Annotated in this window: 1 protein-coding gene; it reads right to left on the bottom strand. The window is 45.6% G+C overall.

The window, feature by feature from the left end; genetic code table 11:
- Nucleotides 1-217 (bottom strand): DegV family protein (locus SPADD19_RS11240; protein ID WP_241496608.1); only part of this gene is annotated, 217 nt, incomplete at both ends.

Consider the following 217-nt stretch of genomic DNA (forward strand, 5'->3'; position numbering starts at 1 on the left):
ACCCAACTGCTAAGCTATGGTCACCTAAGTGCGTCCCAATCACCCCTCCAAAGGTAGCAAAAGGAATATCACCTTCCACTCCTTCTTCAATGAGCAGTTGGCGAAGTGCTTCTGCTTTTTCAGGGACATTGGCATGGATGACAAAGACTTGGTAATGACCATCTGCGATATCTGATACAACAATCTCTACCAAGCGTTTCATGGCTTTCTTTTCCGT

Source organism: Streptococcus parasanguinis, from assembly GCF_001578955.1.
GTDB lineage: Bacteria > Bacillota > Bacilli > Lactobacillales > Streptococcaceae > Streptococcus > Streptococcus parasanguinis_U.